This window comes from Ruegeria arenilitoris (genome assembly GCF_013032445.1).
In the GTDB taxonomy this organism is placed as follows: domain Bacteria; phylum Pseudomonadota; class Alphaproteobacteria; order Rhodobacterales; family Rhodobacteraceae; genus Ruegeria; species Ruegeria arenilitoris_F.
Map to the genome: position 1 here is coordinate 377,682 of NZ_WQCA01000002.1, position 15,766 is coordinate 393,447.

Here is a 15,766-nt window from a genome sequence, read left to right on the forward strand (position 1 = left end):
CGAGCACCTCATGTGATCAGTGAGTTCCGCGCGGCACGAAATAGGGATCGATCAGAAGGGTTTCGCTGGGCCTGCCAGGCTCGGACAACCGGCGTTCCAGCAAGTGGATGACGTGCTCGACCGCCTCGTCGATGGGGTTGTTCACGGTGCTCAGATTAAAGGTGGGCCAACCGGCCATCTCGATATCGTCGAAGCCAACAATCGACAGCGCGCCCGGCACATCCAGACCAAGCTCCCGTGCTGCGGTCAGCGCGCCGATTGCGCTGGCGTCATTGGCACAGACCAGCGCATCCAGACGGTTGCCCGGCAACAGGGTCATCGACGCATCATACCCGGCCTCGACGGTAAACTCGCCCGCTTCTTCCGCGATCAGCGGCAGCCCGGCCTGATCCAGGGCCTTGATCAAACCCGCCCGGCGATCGGCAGATGAGGCAAAACACTCCGCACCGGCGATGAACCCGAACCGCTTGCGCCCCCGGTCGATAAGGGCCTGTGTGGCGATGCGCATCCCCTCGGCGTTCCGGCAGCACACGTTATCGACCCTCGGCGCATCCACGATCCGGCCGGATGAGATCATCGGAACACCGAACTTGCTGCATTGCTCGACCAGCGCGCCGGGCATACTGCCACCGCGCAGAATCAGGGCATCCAGCGGGTATCGCATCACCTGATCAATGGCGGCTTCTGCTCGGTCGTCACCGCCATCAATCAGAATCGGCCACTTGTTCAACGCGTTTAGCTGACCCACCAAACGGTTCACGAATTCAGAATCGTAGGTGCTGCGCATGTTGCCGACAAAGACCGCCACCAGATGCGATCGCCCGCCTTTCAACCCCGCCGCCAGAGCGTTGGGCTGATAGCCCATGCGCGCAGCCATGTTGTGAATCTTCGTTCGTTTGTCCGCATCAAGATAAGCGCCCGGCGTGAAAGCCCGCGAGACGGCGGAACGGGACACTCCGGCCGCGTCGGCAACGGCTTGCGCCGTCACACGGCGGGGCCTATTGGCGGGTTTGGCGTTGTCGTCCTCCACGTCCAAGCTGTCGTCCGTTTCCGCGTAATTTGTCAATATTGCTAAAAAAGTTTCACCCAACTGTCACACGATCCGCGTACGTGACCACGTGTGCACATCCTGTGCATTGTGCCCGGGTTTTTCCCCGATTGCATCAGACTTTTCACGACGAGGGCCCGTCCCCTCAGCACGGCGTATCTGCCAACAATCGGGGCTGCTCCCGAACCGGAGGATCGAAATGACCAACTTCAAGTTCAGCGCAACCGCTGCCGCTGTCGCCTTGTCCGCGACCGCAGCTTTTGCCGAAACCGAAATCACCTGGTGGCACGCGATGGGCGGCCAGTTGGGCGAAACCGTCAACAAAATCGCCGAGGATTTCAACGCCTCGCAGGACGACTACAAGATCACTCCGGTCTACAAAGGCAGCTACGAAGAAACGCTGACCGCTGGTATCGCCGCCTTCCGCGCGGGCGAGCAGCCCAACGTCATGCAGGTGTTCGACGCCGGCGCCGCAACCGTCATCGGTGCCAAGGGCGCGACCATCCCGGTTCAGGATCTTCTGGCCGATAATGGCATTGAATTCGACATCAACGATTACATCGCCGGTGTCCGCTACTTCTATGCAGACAGCGACGACAAGATGATCGGAATGCCGTTCAACTCGTCGACCCCGATCCTGTATTACAACGTCGACGCGCTGGAAGCCGCAGGTGTCACCCCGCCGAAAACCTGGGAAGAGTTCCAGTCGACCACCGCTCCGGCGCTGAAAGACGCGGGCTATATCGCACTCAGCCAGTCGCACCTGCCCTGGATCTTCACCGAGAACTTCATGTCGCGCCATGACCTGCCGTTCGCGACCAACAACAACGGCTATGACGGCACCGACACCCAAATCCTCGTCAACAATGACGCGATCAAGGCGCACTTCACCGCCGTGTCTGAGTGGAACGAAAACGGCCTGTTCGAATGGTACGGCACCGGCTGGAGCGACAACGCCAAACCATTCGAAGAAGGCAAGGTTGCCATGTGGCTGGGCTCGTCGGGTTCGTTTGGTGGCCTGTTGCAGAAAGACCTGGGCTTCGAATTCAGCGCAGTCGAGCTGCCCTATTGGGAAGCTGTCACCGCCGAGCCGACCCAAACCTTCATCGGTGGCGCCGCCCTGTTCGCCATGTCGGGCAAGTCGGACGAGGAAAACAAGGCAACAGCCGAGTTCTTCCGCTTTCTCACCGCGCCTGAAACCCAGTATTTCTGGCATCAGGAAACCGGTTATGTGCCGATCACTGAGGCGGCCTATGAGCTTGCAAAGTCGGATGGTCACTATGATCGTTTCCCGGCCGCCGAAATTGGTGTGAACCAGCTGCAGGACAAAGCGGGCGACAACACCAAGGGCTACCGCATGGGGTTCTACGTCCAGATCCGCGACATCATGAATCGCGAATATGGCCGTATCCTGACCGGTGAAACCGACGTGAATACCGCCTTCGAGACCATCGAAGCAGAAGCCAACGCTCTGCTGGCTCGCTTCGCCAAAACCCAAAGCTAAGCTTAGGGATCACCCCCAGGATGGTCGCGTCGTTCAGGCGCGGCCGTTCCTCATTTTCGTATCGGACCAATCATGAAACGCGCGGGCTTCGACAATATCTGGTTACCTGTGGCGCTGCTGCTGCCACAATTGATGATCATAGCCATCTTCTTTTACTGGCCTGCGGGCTGGGCTTTGCAATCATCGTTCTACTTACAGGACCCGTTCGGGTTCGGATCCACCTTTGTCGGGGCGGACAATTACACTTCGCTGATCGGCAACGATCACTACTTGCGCGTCGCATGGTTCACGGTTGTCTTTTCTATTCTGGTTACCTTTTTTTCGCTGGCCATCGCCCTGTTGCTGGCGGTCAAGGCGGACAAGGTGCTGCGCGGGGCCAAGTCTTACCGGACGCTGCTGATGTGGGTTTATGCCATCGCGCCGCCGGTGGCAGGTTTTCTTGGCATTCTGTTCTTCGACCAAAGCACCGGTCCGATGACCAGGTTCTTCCAGATGTTCGGCTGGGATTTCAAACTGGGCGTTGATTACAACGCCACGGCCACGGCGATGATCATCGTGTCGGTCTGGAAACAGATCCCAGTCAACTTCATCTTTTTCCTGTCTGGCCTGCAATCCATCCCGCGTTCCGTGCGTGAGGCCGCGATGATCGACAATCGCTCGGCCACCGGACGTTTTTGGCAGGTCACCTTCCCGCTGCTGGCGCCGACTGCGTTTTTCCTGCTGATCATCAACATCACCTACGCCCTGTTCGACACATTCGGCATCATCGACGCATTGATGAAAAGCAACCCGGGCAACAACCCGATGACGCTGGTTTACAAGGTCTATCTGGACGGCTTCCGGGGCAATGATCTGGGCGGTTCATCCGCGCAATCCGTGGTTCTGATGGTGCTGGTGCTGGCACTGACCGTCTTTCAATTCCGGCTGGTTGAACGCCGGATTCACTATACCTGAGGGGGCACATCATGGCTGACACAACGCTTGAAGCACCCGCCGCCACCCGTCGCCCCCGCCGCATTCGGTGGGAGACGGTCGGAGATCATGTCGTTCTGATCCTCGGCTCTCTACTGATGATGCTGCCGCCGCTGATCGCACTCACTACGGCCAGTCATGATGCGGTGACGATCCACCGCGAAGGGCTGCAACTGACGCTGGGCGACGATCTGGGCAAGAACTTCAAAAATGCCCTGTTTGAAAAAGGCGGATTCACCAAGAATGTGAACGGCATGTTGATGCTGATGAACTCGTTCATTCTGGGTATCGGCTTTGCTGTGGGCAAGATCATCATCTCGATGATGGCCGCCTATGCGATTGTCTATTTCCGTCTGCGTTTTGCCACGCTGGCCTTCTGGATCATCTTCACCACCCTGCTGCTGCCGCTTGAGGTGCGCATCCTGCCCTCATACGAGGCGATCCAAAAGCTGGGCCTGACCAACACCTATACTGGCCTGATTGTGCCGCTGATCGCTTCGGCCACTGGCACGTTCTTCTTTCGTCAGTTCTTCTTGTCCGTCCCTGAGGAACTGGCCGAAGCCGCCCGCATTGACGGAGCAGGCCCGTGGAAGTTCTTTATCGACATCCTCGTACCGCTGAGCCGGACGATGATCGCGGCGATTTTCATCATAATGTTCGTCTTTGGCTGGAACCAGTATCTGTGGCCGACTCTGATCACCACGGATGAAAGCTTTTTCACGCTGGTCCGGGGCATCAAGCAGATCGTTCTGACCTATACAGACGCCAACATCCCCGAACATGGACTGGCCCTGGCGCTGGCCATCGTGGCAATGATCCCGCCCGTGGCCATCGTCATCTTTTTCCAGAACTGGTTCGTCAAGGGCCTCACAGAATCCGACAAATAAGGAATACGCGCATGGCTCAGGTTTCTTTAGAGGGCATCCGCAAGGTTTATCCCAACGGCTTTCAGGCGGTTGAGAGCACAAGTTTCACCATTCAGGATGGCGAATTCGTCGTTCTGGTCGGCCCCTCGGGCTGCGGAAAGTCCACACTTCTGCGGATGATCGCGGGGCTCGAGGATATCTCCGACGGCACACTGAAAATCGGCGACCGGGTAGTTAATGACGTGGACCCGGCGGATCGGGACATCGCAATGGTGTTTCAGAACTATGCTTTGTACCCGCATATGACGGTGCGCAAGAATATCGGCTACGGGCTGAAAAACCGCGGCACGCCTGCAACCGAGATCTCGGCCAAGGTGGAAGATGCCGCCAAGATGCTGAACCTGACCGAGTATCTGGACCGCAAACCGGCGCAGCTATCCGGCGGCCAGCGTCAACGTGTTGCCATGGGCCGCGCGGTGGTCCGCGATCCGGCCTTGTTCCTGTTTGACGAACCGCTGTCCAACCTCGACGCCAAACTGCGCAACCAGATGCGGATCGAGATTAAGGCCCTGCAGCGTCGCCTTGGCACCACCGCCGTCTACGTCACCCACGATCAGGTCGAGGCGATGACAATGGCCGACCGCATCATCGTTCTGAACGAAGGTCGGATCGAACAGATCGGCACCCCGTACGAAGTCTATCACAACCCCGCCTCGACCTTTGTCGCCTCGTTTATGGGCGCGCCGCCGATGAACCTGATCGAGGCCGAAGTGGCCGAACAGCAGGTCCGGATCAACGGGTATGACGGGTTGATGCCCGCCCCCGCCGCCTATGTCGGCCCGGTCACGTTGGGCGTCCGACCCGAGGATGTGGAGTTGAACAATCAGGGTTCCGTCACGTTCCGCGTTGATATTCTGGAAGAACTTGGCGCCCACCGCCTGCTGCATGGTACGATTGCGGAACAACCCTTTTCGGTATTGGTTGGCAAGGACGAGGACGTCCAAACTGGCGAGACCCGCGTCACCCTAAAACCCGACGCCTTGCGGCTGTTCGATGCGGAAACGGGAAAAACCCTGTGATCAGTGACGTTTTTAATGTTCTTCCCGCTGTAACCCCGGATCAGCGCCGGGAAATTCTGGCCGCCCCACGCACGTCCGAGGCGCACCGGGGCCTGTTGTCCGGCCTGCCCGCGATGAACGCGCTACAAGTGGGGGGAGGCAGTTCAGCCGCCCAACTTCCCTCTCAATTTACCGTCGCGGCCTGGAATGTGGAACGCTGCTTGTTTCCCAAAGACACAGCCACCCACCTGAAACCGATCGCTCCGGATGTGGTGCTGTTGTCCGAGGTCGATCACGGCATGGCCCGCACCTCTCAACGTCACACAACCGAAGAGATGGCGCGCGCCCTGGGTATGGTCTACGCCTTTGGGGTCGAGTTTCACGAGCTTGATCTGGGCGGCCCGACCGAGCGGGCGTTCTGCACCGATACATTCAACGAACGTGGCTGGCACGGCAACGCGGTCCTGTCCTCGGTGCCGTTTGAACGCACCGCCCTGATCCGTTTGGACGACCATGGCCACTGGTTCGCGCCCGAAGCCGGAGCGGCAGATCCCGAACAACCCCGTATCGGCGGCCGGATGGCCATCGCCGCCGTAATCCCTACTGCCAACGGCCCCGTCTGCGTGGCCTCGACCCATCTGGAAAGCAATGCGGATGCGGCACAAAGGCACGCGCAGTTCAACCTGTTGCTGCAGGCTGTTGATACATTTGCCCCCGGTCTGCCGGTCCTCATCGGTGGAGACCTCAACACTGGTAACCACCTTCCGCCCGATTTCGACTGGCGGCAGGAGACCCTGTTCGATCTGGCCGAAGGTCAGGGCTATTCTTGGGCGTTCACTCCGCCGGGTCTCACGACGCGACCAAGCCTGATCACGCCGCACCCGGACCGGAAAATGAAGCTGGACTGGCTGGTAGGCCGTGGGTACGCGCCGGTTGAAAGCGGAATTCTGACCTCGATTTCCGCTTCGGGCACCCCCTTGTCGGACCACGATTGCGTCTGGAGCACCGTCAGACCGCAAGAGAAGTCAGATTAAAACTAGCGGCCGCGTCAGGTAACTCCCTCATTCTCGTTTTGACGTAGGATGCTATTATTCTTACTATAATGTTAGAAAACTGTTTCATTGGATTCCTGCAACAAAGGGTAAACTAAATCGAATACTGCAGGAATCCTGAGCATAGTGTTGTAGCAGAAATATCAACAAAGGCTTGTATTAAGCATCAAAAGAGTAATCGTATGGGGTTGACCCTGATCTCGCTAACGCTTTTTTCAGCTTACTGCCTGTTCGAGTCAGCGCTTTCCGGAGGAATTTCATGAAACTCCCCAATCGCGCTGATTACAAAAGCACTGCTTGGGGATGATGCCTAACTCTTCTGTGCCCGAGTTACTGTCCTGCGTCGGCGAAGGAAAGCTAATCCAGCAAAACCACCAATTAAAAGAATACTCGACGGTGGCAACGGTACAGGAGCCAGCACGACATCGCTAAAAACGGTTTTTACTTCACCAGAGCCCAGTGCGCCATCAAAAACGAAGAAGTTGTCGACTTGCCCCTGGAAGTACTCATTAAATGGCGTTGCTCCTGGCATATTAAATTGGGTACCAATTCGCGTCGGTGTTGAACCGCCAATTGAAATGGGCGTTGCAGATGAAAAAACTTCAGTCCCGTCTAGGTATAGCTTTGTTCCGACCCCTACTTCACTTGTGACTACGTAATCATGAAACAGCCCGTCCGTTGGGGTGGGTGTAGAAATTGCGCCAAATTGATCTGTGAAACGCACCTGTCCGTTGATATTGCCTACATAAAAGCCCGGTCCACCCGAAGTCCCTTGCGAGACTATTTCATGTATTCCAGATTGCGAAGTACGCGAGTTCAACGCCTGAAATGCCAATGTGAAGTCGCTTCCGTCTGTGGGAAGCAAGTTACCTGACATCTGGAGGTAGTCATTCCCTCCATCCAAGTTAAGCACGCCGCCCGATACAACGGCACCACCAATTAGGTTTCCCGATGCTGATCCAACTTCGTCGTTCTCGTCCGTGTCGAAAGTGAACATGTGCTGCAGTGTTGCAGCGCTTGCAGTGCCCACCGGATAAAGCAGAATGCATGCAGAAATCAGATACGTTCTTAACATTTTAACGTTACCCCCAACTCGAAATTGCACACCGCATCATGTCACAACAATTGACCCTGCGTCATCCCCTATGTGGAGGATTGACCGTCAATTTCGGATTGGAGGGCGGGCAGACAGCGCAAGACGAACAAGGTCCAGACGGGATTTACAGGCCAATTTTGCAGTAGAGGATTTGATCTGATCCCGCGTGGTATTGAGGCTTGTCGAACGGAGTTGGGCTATTTCTTCGGTTGTTGTGCCTCGGATGATATGTTCGCAAACCTCCAGCTCGGCAGGGCTCAGAAGATTAAAGGCTTCAAGGCCTGAAACGTTGAGGCAGTGTGAGTCTTCTGGGTCAATCAATACAAATAATGCCAGGGTTGCGGGGGCAACCTCGCTTTCCCGGATTGGCGCGGCTTTTGCGATGACAGGTAACCTGCCTGAACGCCGACGAAGTGACGTAATGAGGTGTTCCGGGCTCGCGCGTGTGTCGAGTGCCGACCTAAGAATTGAACGCAATGCGTCGGTTTCACTCGGCAATGCCGCGCCAACGGTCCCACTATGATCAGTTAGTGAATCACGTTCTGCAGCAGTCTCTTTGAACGCTTGGTTGGACACCAATATGCGGCCATCAGCCTTACACAATGCCACCGCAAAATCGAGTGCATCAAAGGCGTCCAATAGTGCTGCGTAACTTCGGGTAAGACCCCGTATTATTCAACCAGCCTCTATCGAATTTGACAGGATTGGTACCATGTCATCCATAAGGCCGCGCACTCTCGTAGGAATCTCGGCACCGAACTGCGCCATGTGTAACGCACCAATATCCGCCCAAGGACCGACATCGTTCATTTTTGCCACGTTGCGGCTTTTTGATTTTCCAGCCGCCAGTACGCGATCTCGAAAAGGGTTCTCAGGTAAGAACTGGTCATGTTCGAGATCGTAAAGCTCGAACTCAGAATAGAATTTTCCGGATGGCTTCCGCGCGAAACGTGAATACCCCTCCATTTCTTCGACTGGTATGAGGGTTGGCGACTTCGTTACCTCAATCACTTCTCGGCCATAAATGGAAAACTCGTAAGAGCTGTGGAAGATTTGGCTTCCAAAATCCTCGAAGTCATACTCGAAAATCATAAAAGCTGTTGCATTGCCTATCAACGAAACCACCTGATCGCAAACCCCAGGCCACAATTCAGGCCGGTAGGAGGCTTCGACAATAGGTACGACCAGATCCGAGAAATTTTTATCCATAAGAAACACCTAGAAGGACGCAATTATGGAATTCATACCGCCACTAGGTCAAATTAATTTGTTGGGCCAAAGATCTTCTAATCATTTTTTCACATAAAGCCATCAGGTGTTAATAAAGTGCGAAATCGTTCCTTTTATCACATCTCAAAGGACTCCGATTGTGGACATATATCTTTTTTGGTCCAGATTTTCTGATGGCTTCCGTTGAGCTTATTTGTTTCCAGATCGACAAACAAAATAATAACGCATTGGCGACCCCGGCAGGATTACTTTTTGTTTACTTTTGCATTTTTATATTTAATTACAGAACCTTATATCAATCACAGTACTATTTGCGTCACTCTTTGCGTCACCTATCCGAGGTTTTGTGGAGGACTCTACGTCACAACTGAATTCTTCGATGCGAAAAATGCTGGCCCCAACCAAGTGATAGGTGTTTCGTCAAACGACCGCTTAAATGTGGAAACGCTCGCCAAGGTTTCTGGGTTTGTCCAAGTTGCTCAAGTTCGAAGAACCGGAGAGAACTTCATAAATGGCTGTGCTCAAGTGGCTGCAGGAGACCGGGATCGATTGGTATTATACCGACCCATGCAAACCTCAACAAAACGCGTTCATCGAAAACTTCGACGGCAAGCTGCGCGATGAGTGCCTGAACGAGACGCTCTTCAGCTCATTGGCTGAGACCCGTGACACGCTGAACGCGTGGCAGGAGGACTACTACACCCACAGACCACATGCGGCTCTCGGAATCCTGATGCCCAGAGAATTTGGAAAGAAAACCATGATGGACAAACTGGTCGCTTAACGCCATCAAATCAAACCCTAGGACACTCCCCAAGGTGGAGGAAACTTGGGGCTCAGGTCAATTACCTTTGTATGTACGTCCAGAAACGGAAGACTTACACAAAAATTTGCCACTTGGAAAATGACGGTTGATTCTTTTCAGCCTCCAGCCTAGTCGAAATAAGGAAAGGACCAGCTATCGAGCTTTGGAGGTCAGTTTAGAGGACAGACTTCAAGCCATGCTTTTCCAATAAATTTTTTCATGGAGACACAGATAATGTCGGAAGAACAGACTGCAAATAGCGCTAGTACAAAACTGCTTTCTGACACAGACCTGCGCGCACTGTTTGAAAGCAATCAATACGACCAGATCGACTTTGGTTGTAGCAACGGAGGATCGTTGGCGTATGGACAGAAAGATCTGGGCGGATCTAGCGGTATTGGCCTTGACATAAGCTGTTCAAAGGTAGAGCAGACACGAAATGCAGGTTACGATGCCGCATTGGCTGATGTTACTCAACTAAAGGCCCAACCCAACAGCGCTCGGTTTGTCACTATGATGGACTTTCTCGAGCATTTGCCGAGTGTTGATTTAGCGGGAAGCTGTATCGAAGCAGCCTGTGAGGCAGCAACAGACTTCGTATTCATAAGACAACCCTGGTTTGACAGCGACGGTTACCTTTTTGAGAATGGACTAAAGCTATACTGGTCCGATTGGGCAGGGCATCCAAATGCGATGACGTCACTAGAACTCTATCGTATGATCTCTCGTGTAAATTCTGCTCGTCGGTGGCGCATCTATTCAAGAACACCTGTCACCGACAGTTCAGACACCTGCGTCCATCCTTATGATGCGCCCCCAAATCAGCATGACTATGACGCGGACCTTCATGGACCGAAACCCACTATCGAATTCTCTCAACCCGTCTATCGGCAGATCGGAGCGATCATACTGATGAAAGATGATCCGGAATTGCTTTCTGATCTCGAAGCGAAAACAAAATGGACAGATCTTATCTACGATAGTTCTGGCGACATGCGCTTCAATGAAAAAGCGGTTGAGCAGCCCGCCAAGAAGAAACGAAAATTGACATCTTTGTTCGGCGGTTGAACGAGATCAGCGACTCAGCAGAGATCATGAAAAACGTGTATCAGCAGCGGGAGTATGTCTTTGTGGGGCTGTTGTTCGATATAAGCTAGAACAACCGGCAACTGTCTCCTGCTTGTACCACAACATTTTCTGCCAGAGACTTATGGGCGTCAGTAGTGGACAAGCCCTATTGAGACCAACGGTGTGTCAGTATGAATTGCAATAAAATATACTGCGATCCATCCTCGTTCTTTGATGTGAATTAGTCTCGATGTGATCTGACACCGCCCCCAAATTTTCAAATTGGATTGGGGGCGGTGGTTTCCTTGAAGGGAGATGGTTGTCCGATTTGATGGTGGTGCCAACCAAACCATCGAAACGAGGAAACCACGATGTTGAATACTACCTACGAGATCATCAAACACAAAACTGGCTTGCTGAATCTGGCCGAGGAACTGGGCAATGTCTCGAAAGCCTGTGAGGTGATGGGCTTTGTCCGAGCCATTCTTTTAGTGTCTTTTGCGACTCTGCCGACACAGGAATAATTCTCGCGGCAACGGCTCAATGCTTCTTTTGACCATCCAACGGTTGCCAAGCTGTTCTTTCTTGCGACTTTGCAAGGTCAGCTATCTGCGCTTTGCCGTCATCTGTGCTTACTGCAGCATTCGAGAAACGGGCTCAAAGTCGCCATTCGAGATATCATCTTGAGCCGTGGTTTCTCCCTACCCGGGGTAGGGGAAAATCCTTTTTCGTACGTCTGCGGGCAAGGCAGTTTCACTTGGCTGACAGAACAGACGGTGACTGCGGGTTGGTTTTTCTTCTGGGGGAAGAATCGGCGACTCTGACGGTTAGTTTCGCTTCTTCCAAGGTGCTGTTCTTTGCTGTGCAGCGTAGTACAAGTGTAGCACCGGGTGCAGTGCTCCAAAACGCTAAAAGCGCCCCTTGGGGCGCTAAGTATTTGTTTTTTTGTGTTTGGTTGCGGGAGTAGGGTTTGGCCTTTGCCGAACGTCAACGAAACTCCTTTTTTCTAGTGAAGCATGTCAGCTCGGTCTTTTGTTGCATTTTGACAAGACTTTTTTCGCCGAATGACCGCTGTGACCGGCATTACTAGCGATCATGAAACAGGATCAAATATCCGAAACAATCCATAGCGGTAACTGGCCTCGCGACGTAAGACCTTACTCGGCGGCTGAAACGTCTGGAATGGTTGCGGTGACTATTTCCGAAGCTTTAATCCTATATATTGAAGGCGCGAGTTCGCTCTGACTTTGGCGAATGAAAAGTTTGCCTGTAACCCACACAGGGTCAGCTGTTATGTCGACGCCTTCTGGATACTCAACAGAAATGACTTGATCAGGAAGAGGTGCCGTTGGATGTCGGCACTTCTGAGACAGCTTAGGAACCAACAATAAGCTTTTCACGTCCTTAAATTCGAACTCAACGGGATGAGCGTAACCTGCAATGAGAACAAGACTGCCTTCAAGGTTAGAGTTCCCGGGTACGCACTCGGCTATCTGCATTGAAAGCATGCGATCACTTAAGTCTCTTGGCAGACAACCTGGATTTGACAGGTAGCCTTCTAAAAACTCTGAGCACTCAACAAGGCGACCTTCGCGAAGATCAGACCACGAAATCTCCAGTGGTTCGGAGTGCACTGCCAAACCTGTTAGAGAAACCAAACAGACTGTACAGACGAGTAGCCTAGTTGTCATTCTGACCGTGCGAAACAGTAAGCGGGCTTTTGTAATCTGGTTCGGTCAAACCTTGTTTACGCATCGCAATGCCCGTCAGGCATTCCCTGATGGTTCGGTTGGCGTTCAAAGCAGAAACGTAGGTAGGGTCCATCAAAGGAGCAAGTTCAACAATTTCGAACCCAATCACGTTTGACTCGGCGCAAAGGCGACGAATTATTGGGAAAACCTCTCGGGGCATCAGGCCGCCAGGCTCAGGTGTCCCCGTTCCCGGTACGAATGCCGGGTCAAAGGTGTCGATGTCGAAAGAGATATAGATATACTCCGGCCCGTCATTCGCCTCGGCAATGACGTCTTCCATAACAGCGTCCCAGCCGCGTTCTTCGATCTCAGCCATCGTATGATATCGGAACCCATTCATACGCATCCATTCAAATGCTTTTTCGTCTGGATAGTATCCGCGCAAAGCAACTTGAATGAAGTTTTTACCCTGAACCAAGTCTTCTTCGATCAACCTGAAAACAGGCATGCCATGATTGATCAGGTGTCCAAAGCCATATTTTCCGGCATCGTAGTGTGCATCGAAATGAACGACACCCACATTGCCCTTTCCATAAACGTCCGTCATCGCAGCGACGTTTGGGTACATCAATGAATGATCACCACCCACGATAAAGGGTATCACACGACTACCGTCAGCGTGTTGCACCGCCGCTGCCTGACCAACAAAAGAACGGACCGCATGAATTGTGCGCTCGGTGCTCATGATGTCGTTCGGGGCGTTTCCGTAGTCAACGACTGTCATTTCCTGCAGCGGGTCGACCATGACGTGCATATGCGGCTGCCGCGCCCCACGGCCGAGATACATCGAGGAGTTACGAACCGCATTCGGACCGCGCGACGCCCCGCGCGCGCCGGTCCCCATGTCAGTAAAGGCACCCATGATGGCGACGTCGACCTCAGCGGCGGCCAGATCGCCGGGCGTGAAGGCTAACGGTTGGTGCAAAAACGTTGGAAGCTGCATGTAGCCTTGACCAGGGAAACGCTGAGGGTCAACAATTCCGGGGTCTCGTCCTTCACGCTCTCCTTCAAAACTTGGCAAGGGTGTGCGCCATGCATTGTAGGTTGGATCTTCAGTGTCCAAAGGAATAACGGGTTGTTCCCCCTCACGGATCGGGGCCTGAGTACCTTCGAATTCATGGCCATAGTACTGGGCGTTGGCTGCACCAGAAAAAACAACGCACAGAATGGCGAGCGCGGTACGGAGACTTTGAAACACCGGAAGTCCCTCCTCGAATTTTGGCTATCCCAAAACTATCACCGAAACCGCTGTTAAAAGCAAATTTTGACTTATTGCAGTTGTTACTAAATAGTGGGCGGTCTTGTGAGGTTATTGGACTTCCCTCGTATCCAAAAGTCTTTTCCCACCTTTACGGCTTTGTCCACACAGCAATCACGCAAGCTGAGTGCCGCGAATGCCGTCCTGGAACCCGAACCGGACACAGTCACGCTTAAATGCGATCAGATGAAGCGCCAGTATTGATGCAACACAGTTTTTTGCCATCCGGAGGCACACACTTTTTCTTACCGAGAGAGTGCGATAGGATACTTTTATTCACTGCGCAGTGAGGTGATAGATGCTGAAGTTAAGCGCCGAGCCAGTGCTTGCAAAGGGTAACCGTCAGTATGTCTTCGCCCATCCGGGCGATCCGGCTCTTATTGTGAAAGTGCCGCAGCCGGGTACTTTCGACGACCATGGCCATATCCCAAATACAAACCGGATCGAGCGCCGATTTCGCCGGGCAACCATGTACAAGGGCTTTCTGCGGGAGTTCCACGAGTATCTCGAGCTAAAGGCCCGTGTGCAGCAGCTTGGAGTACAATTGCCGATCTGCGAGGTTCACGGAACGGTCCCAACCGACCTCGGGCTGGGATTGGTCTACGAGCGCATCTCCGACCCCGACGGAAACCTGCCCCCGACGTTAAGGCAGATGATTTGCGAAGGTCGCCTCGCGTCCTGGCACTTGACGCTATTAAACACTTTCTTCGATACTCTAATCGATAATCATGTCGTGATTAGCAACAAGAACATAAGCAACATCGTGTTCCAGACGCAGGGAGACGGCCGGGGCAGGTTCGTCTGGATAGACAGCTTTGGGTGTAAGCAGGCTTTACCTCTGCGGAAGTGCTCGAGTCGGATAAACGCCTATGGCTTGAACCGGGTGCGAAAGGTGGTTGTCGGTCGAGCCGAGGAGGCGTTGGCGCAGGTCGATCAGGTCAGCATACCAGCCTTTTCAGGCTAACGTTTGATTTATTACCAATTACAACTGACGTGCAGGGAAATGGACCTCGATTGGAGCAATTCTGTTCAATCGGAACATTCAACAAATGAAACTAAGGTTCTATTTGCGTGCCGAAGCGGTCAACCAGAGCAAACGGTGGGCATGTCCTCTTAGCACCAAAATCAACATAAAGTTGGAAGCGAAACGGCAAACTGCAAGTGCTTTTCCCCACAGCATTCAGGGCAACTTCAATATCAGAGCAGAAACAACTCCGCACTTTGTCTGCCGACCCCGAAACTACAATTTTCGAAGACCAAAGTTTTTTTTGCGAATTAAGCCGTCATTGAAAACATACCCGAAATTCTCAGCATCACGGATGTATACCTCACCGACTGCTTTGCTGCTTTCAGCAGAATAGTAGTCTCGATAGTCTCTCCTCTTCGACTTTTTCCGATGCTTGAAGAACATACGCCGACCGCCGATCTCCCTAAGAACAACGCTCAGGTCTTTCTCGAAGGTTTCAAAGCGACCCAGAAAATCCAACGGCATTTCTCCATTGTCATCCACGAGAAAATCAGATTGGGGTTTGAAATATGGTATTTCCAGATACTTTGAGGGCTCTTCAATGAATGAAGATAGGAAGCTCTCAAAAGTGTCGTTGTTTGTCACCGACTCTAATTTCTCGCGCCGCGCGATGATGTAATGGTATGCCGAGACCAAACGGTCCCAAGGGTTCCGAACAAAACTGAACTTAAAGTAGTCCTCCGCATCCGGTCCCAAGTGTTGCAGATTCACGAACACTGACGAGTGTTTGTCGATCGCTGGAATAGGATCATGTTTGGTCAGACTAAAATGACTCGGACGGCGCAAAATTGTAGAGACCGTTGATCCCCCAGTTTTCGGAATATGAACGAATACGGTCTTAAGCTTGGGATAGACTGGCACAGATTTGCTACGCCTCCTTGTCGATAACGCGTGCTGAGCGATGCGCCGAAGGTCTGGCGCGATATACTCCGGTGTTTTGGTACACACTGGTGGTGGGCAAAAAATAGTGTCGGAAGAATGTCGATATCATCGCCCATCTCCTTCTCAATGGTTGTCTACGCGGCCCTGAT

15 protein-coding genes and 1 pseudogene are annotated in these 15,766 nt (G+C 53.2%); 9 read left to right on the forward strand and 7 right to left on the reverse strand.

Annotated features, from left to right (window positions below):
* Window positions 1-16: 16 nt before the first annotated feature.
* Window positions 17-1,030: a LacI family DNA-binding transcriptional regulator gene (locus GOW98_RS04275; RefSeq protein WP_170329819.1), complete on the reverse strand. Its 1,014-nt coding sequence runs from the start codon at window positions 1,028-1,030 to the stop codon at window positions 17-19.
* A 217-nt stretch (window positions 1,031-1,247) separates the two neighbouring features.
* On the opposite strand from GOW98_RS04275, the gene GOW98_RS04280 reads away from it, so the two are divergent.
* The 5 genes from GOW98_RS04280 (at window position 1,248) to GOW98_RS04300 (ending at window position 6,482) form a co-directional block, all read left to right on the forward strand.
* Entirely contained in the window at window positions 1,248-2,552 is a 1,305-nt protein-coding gene (locus GOW98_RS04280) for an extracellular solute-binding protein (RefSeq protein ID WP_170329820.1), read from the forward strand.
* 72 nt (window positions 2,553-2,624) lie between these two features.
* The gene (locus tag GOW98_RS04285; protein ID WP_170329821.1) at window positions 2,625-3,506 is read left to right on the forward strand and encodes an ABC transporter permease subunit; all 882 of its coding nucleotides are present in this window, start codon (window positions 2,625-2,627) and stop codon (window positions 3,504-3,506) included.
* A gap of 11 nt (window positions 3,507-3,517) precedes the next feature.
* A complete protein-coding gene (locus GOW98_RS04290) occupies window positions 3,518-4,411 on the forward strand; it encodes an ABC transporter permease subunit (RefSeq protein ID WP_170329822.1) in 894 nt (297 codons plus the stop codon).
* 11 nt (window positions 4,412-4,422) lie between these two features.
* Window positions 4,423-5,469, forward strand: coding sequence for an ABC transporter ATP-binding protein (locus tag GOW98_RS04295; RefSeq protein WP_170329823.1), 1,047 nt, complete (start codon window positions 4,423-4,425; stop codon window positions 5,467-5,469).
* On the forward strand, window positions 5,466-6,482 hold the full coding sequence (locus GOW98_RS04300) for an endonuclease/exonuclease/phosphatase family protein (protein WP_367646800.1): 1,017 nt from the start codon (window positions 5,466-5,468) through the stop codon (window positions 6,480-6,482). The genes GOW98_RS04295 and GOW98_RS04300 overlap by 4 nt, the downstream gene beginning before the upstream one ends.
* A 328-nt stretch (window positions 6,483-6,810) precedes the next feature.
* Here the strand turns inward: GOW98_RS04300 and GOW98_RS04305 are convergent, their stop codons facing one another.
* From GOW98_RS04305 to GOW98_RS04315, 3 genes are all read right to left on the reverse strand, one after another.
* Window positions 6,811-7,497 carry a LamG-like jellyroll fold domain-containing protein gene (locus GOW98_RS04305; protein WP_170329824.1) on the reverse strand — a complete coding sequence of 229 codons (687 nt, stop codon included), beginning with the start codon at window positions 7,495-7,497 and terminating at the stop codon, window positions 6,811-6,813.
* A 165-nt stretch (window positions 7,498-7,662) separates the two neighbouring features.
* The gene (locus tag GOW98_RS04310; protein ID WP_170329825.1) at window positions 7,663-8,235 is read right to left on the reverse strand and encodes a helix-turn-helix transcriptional regulator; all 573 of its coding nucleotides are present in this window, start codon (window positions 8,233-8,235) and stop codon (window positions 7,663-7,665) included.
* Between the two features lie 36 nt (window positions 8,236-8,271).
* Window positions 8,272-8,805: a hypothetical protein gene (locus GOW98_RS04315; RefSeq protein WP_170329826.1), complete on the reverse strand. Its 534-nt coding sequence runs from the start codon at window positions 8,803-8,805 to the stop codon at window positions 8,272-8,274.
* A 532-nt stretch (window positions 8,806-9,337) separates the two neighbouring features.
* On the opposite strand from GOW98_RS04315, the gene GOW98_RS04320 reads away from it, so the two are divergent.
* The 3 genes and pseudogenes from GOW98_RS04320 to GOW98_RS26005 form a co-directional block, all read left to right on the forward strand.
* Complete coding sequence (locus GOW98_RS04320; RefSeq protein ID WP_170329827.1) at window positions 9,338-9,610, forward strand: integrase core domain-containing protein; 273 nt, start codon at window positions 9,338-9,340, stop codon at window positions 9,608-9,610.
* Between the two features lie 255 nt (window positions 9,611-9,865).
* The gene (locus GOW98_RS04325) at window positions 9,866-10,699 is read left to right on the forward strand and encodes a class I SAM-dependent methyltransferase (protein ID WP_170329828.1); all 834 of its coding nucleotides are present in this window, start codon (window positions 9,866-9,868) and stop codon (window positions 10,697-10,699) included.
* A 371-nt stretch (window positions 10,700-11,070) separates the two neighbouring features.
* A pseudogene (locus GOW98_RS26005) lies at window positions 11,071-11,178 on the forward strand (IS481 family transposase); the annotation flags it as partial.
* A gap of 678 nt (window positions 11,179-11,856) precedes the next feature.
* Here GOW98_RS26005 and GOW98_RS26175 read toward each other — a convergent pair.
* Together GOW98_RS26175 and GOW98_RS04340 are read right to left on the reverse strand one after the other, a co-directional pair.
* Window positions 11,857-12,390, reverse strand: coding sequence for a DUF3299 domain-containing protein (locus tag GOW98_RS26175; RefSeq protein WP_217359333.1), 534 nt, complete (start codon window positions 12,388-12,390; stop codon window positions 11,857-11,859).
* On the reverse strand, window positions 12,380-13,648 hold the full coding sequence (locus GOW98_RS04340; protein WP_217359335.1) for an agmatinase family protein: 1,269 nt from the start codon (window positions 13,646-13,648) through the stop codon (window positions 12,380-12,382). The genes GOW98_RS26175 and GOW98_RS04340 overlap by 11 nt, the downstream gene beginning before the upstream one ends.
* Before the next feature lie 358 nt (window positions 13,649-14,006).
* Here GOW98_RS04340 and GOW98_RS04345 point away from each other — a divergent pair, with 358 nt between their 5' ends.
* Entirely contained in the window at window positions 14,007-14,672 is a 666-nt protein-coding gene (locus tag GOW98_RS04345) for a YrbL family protein (protein WP_170329830.1), read from the forward strand.
* Between the two features lie 276 nt (window positions 14,673-14,948).
* Here the strand turns inward: GOW98_RS04345 and GOW98_RS04350 are convergent, their stop codons facing one another.
* Window positions 14,949-15,596 carry a sulfotransferase family 2 domain-containing protein gene (locus tag GOW98_RS04350; RefSeq protein WP_170329831.1) on the reverse strand — a complete coding sequence of 216 codons (648 nt, stop codon included), beginning with the start codon at window positions 15,594-15,596 and terminating at the stop codon, window positions 14,949-14,951.
* Window positions 15,597-15,766: the final 170 nt, after the last annotated feature.